Origin of the sequence: Micromonospora sp. NPDC002575, assembly GCF_042889525.1 — a bacterium.
GTDB classification, from domain to species: Bacteria; Actinomycetota; Actinomycetes; order Mycobacteriales; family Micromonosporaceae; genus Micromonospora; species Micromonospora carbonacea.
The window spans coordinates 1-2577 of the sequence record NZ_JBIARA010000055.1 but is presented as its reverse complement, the minus strand read 5'-3'; the positions used below and the strand labels follow the sequence as shown (position 1 = coordinate 2577).

Annotated in this window: 3 protein-coding genes; all 3 read left to right on the top strand. The window is 72.4% G+C overall.

What is annotated here, in order from left to right:
• Window positions 1–435: 435 nt before the first annotated feature.
• A complete protein-coding gene (locus tag ACFYWL_RS30975; protein ID WP_386980316.1) occupies window positions 436–1134 on the top strand; it encodes a phosphoadenylyl-sulfate reductase in 699 nt (232 codons plus the stop codon).
• 100 nt (window positions 1135–1234) lie between these two features.
• A complete protein-coding gene (cysD, locus tag ACFYWL_RS30970) occupies window positions 1235–2167 on the top strand; it encodes a sulfate adenylyltransferase subunit CysD (RefSeq protein WP_386980313.1) in 933 nt (310 codons plus the stop codon).
• Window positions 2168–2169: 2 nt separating this feature from the next.
• On the top strand, window positions 2170–2577 hold a 408-nt coding region (locus ACFYWL_RS30965), incomplete at its 3' end, for a GTP-binding protein (RefSeq protein WP_386980310.1).

Here is a 2577-nt window from a genome sequence, read left to right as displayed (position 1 = left end):
TATCCCAGTGAGGTGCTGACCCTTTGCTGACCGCTGCCCTGCCGCGCTCCGACACCTGCGCCCCGCACTCCACGGCTGCCGGAATGCACTGGTGGACGTGGTCGGGCCGGCCGTGCGCAGCCGTCAGCGGGCGGTCAGCGGCGCATCCGCGCGCATTCAGTACGCTGATCGCCACCACCGGCGGGGCGCCGGCACATCATCCGTTGCCACGGCCGGGAGAATTCTTCACCCGGTCACCCGACGTATTCCGCTGTCGAGTTCGTGCGACCCCACGTTCGCGCGTCCTCATGTTCCGGCAGCCGCACGTTTCCGCGTCCCCGCGTTCCCGGGTCCGCGTTCTTGTGTGCTTGTGCGCTTGTGTTCCTGCGGGCTCGCGCTCTCGCGTTCCTGCATGCCTTTTCCGTTCTCCGCGGATTCGACGAAGGGGTCAGGGTCGTGACCACTGACGGGCCACCGGCGCTGCGGGCGCTGGCCGAGCGGGCGGGCCGGGAGCTGGAGGACGCCTCCGCGCCGGAGATCCTGCGGTGGGCGGCGGACACCTTCGGGGAGCGGTTCTGTGTGACGTCCTCGATGGAGGACGCGGTGGTGGCGCATCTGGCGTCGCGGGTGATGCCCGGGGTGGACGTGGTGTTCCTCGACACCGGCTACCACTTCGAGGAGACCATCGGCACCCGGGACGCGGTCGGGGCCGTGATGGACGTGCGGGTGCTCACGCTCACGCCGCGGCAGTCGGTGGCCGAGCAGGACGCGCAGTACGGTCCGCGGCTGCACGAGCGCGACCCGGACCTGTGCTGCCTGCTGCGCAAGGTGCGGCCGCTGGAGGAGGGCCTGGCCGGCTACCTGGCGTGGGCCACGGGCCTGCGCCGCGAGGAGTCGCCCACCCGGGCCGGCACCCCGGTCGTCGGCTGGGACGGCCGGCGGCAGAAGGTGAAGGTCTCGCCGATCGCCCGCTGGACGCAGGACGACGTCGACGCCTACGTCGCCGAGCACGGGGTGCTGACCAACCCGCTGCTGGCGGACGGCTACCCCTCCATCGGCTGCGCCCCCTGCACCCGCCGGGTCGGGGCGGGCGAGGACGCCCGCGCCGGCCGCTGGGCGGGCCGCGCCAAGACCGAGTGCGGACTGCACGGATGACCACCGCCGAGGGGAACCGCGAGATGACCGGAGCCACCGTCCGGACCGTCCAGGAGTCCGTGGCGGCGCCCCACGCGCCGCTGGAGAAGAGGTGTGAGCCATGACCACGTTGACCACCGCGCAGCCCACCGGAAAGCCGCACGCGCTGTCCCATCTGGACGTCCTGGAAGCCGAGGCGGTGCACATCCTGCGCGAGGTGGCCGGCCAGTTCGAGCGGCCCGTGATCCTGTTCTCCGGCGGCAAGGACTCCGTCGTCATGCTCGACCTGGCGCTGAAGGCGTTCGCCCCGGCGGCGGTGCCGTTCGCGCTGCTGCACGTCGACACCGGGCACAACTTCCCCGAGGTGCTCGCCTTCCGCGACCGCACCGTCGCCCGCCACGGGCTGCGGCTGCACGTCGCGTCCGTACAGGACTACATCGACGCGGGCACCCTGCGCGAACGCCCCGACGGCACCCGCAACCCGCTGCAGACCGTGCCGCTCACCGACGCGATACGCCGGCACCGCTTCGACGCGGTCTTCGGCGGCGGCCGCCGCGACGAGGAGAAGGCCCGCGCCAAGGAGCGTGTGTTCTCCCTGCGCGACGAGTTCTCCCAGTGGGACCCGCGCCGCCAGCGCCCCGAACTCTGGCAGCTCTACAACGGCCGGCACGCGCCCGGCGAGCACCTGCGGGTGTTCCCGCTGTCCAACTGGACCGAGCTGGACGTGTGGCAGTACATCGCCCGCGAGGACATCGAACTGCCGCGGATCTACTACGCCCACCGGCGGGAGGTGTTCCTGCGGGACGGCATGTGGCTGACCCCCGGCGCCTGGGGCGGCCCGAAGGACGGCGAGAGCGTCGGCAGACGGCTGGTCCGCTACCGCACCGTCGGCGACATGTCCTGCACCGGCGCCGTCGACTCCACGGCCGACACCGTCGAGAAGGTGATCGCCGAGATCGCCGCCTCCCGGCTGACCGAGCGCGGCGCGACCCGCGCCGACGACAAGCTCTCCGAAGCCGCCATGGAGGACCGCAAGCGGGAGGGGTACTTCTAGCCATGACCGATGCGACACTGCTGCGCTTCGCCACCGCCGGCTCCGTCGACGACGGCAAGTCCACCCTGGTGGGACGGCTGCTGCACGACTCCCACTCGGTCCTGACCGACCAGCTCCAGGCCGTCGAGGCCGCCTCCGGCAGCCGTGGGCAGGACGCCCCCGACCTGGCGCTGCTCACCGACGGGCTGCGTGCCGAGCGGGAGCAGGGCATCACCATCGACGTGGCCTACCGCTACTTCGCCACCCCCCGCCGCCGGTTCATCCTCGCCGACACCCCCGGCCATGTGCAGTACACCCGCAACATGGTCACCGGCGCCTCCACCGCCGACCTCGCGGTGGTCCTGGTCGACGCCCGCAACGGCGTCGTCGAGCAGACCCGCCGCCACACCGCCGTCGCCGCCCTGCTGCGC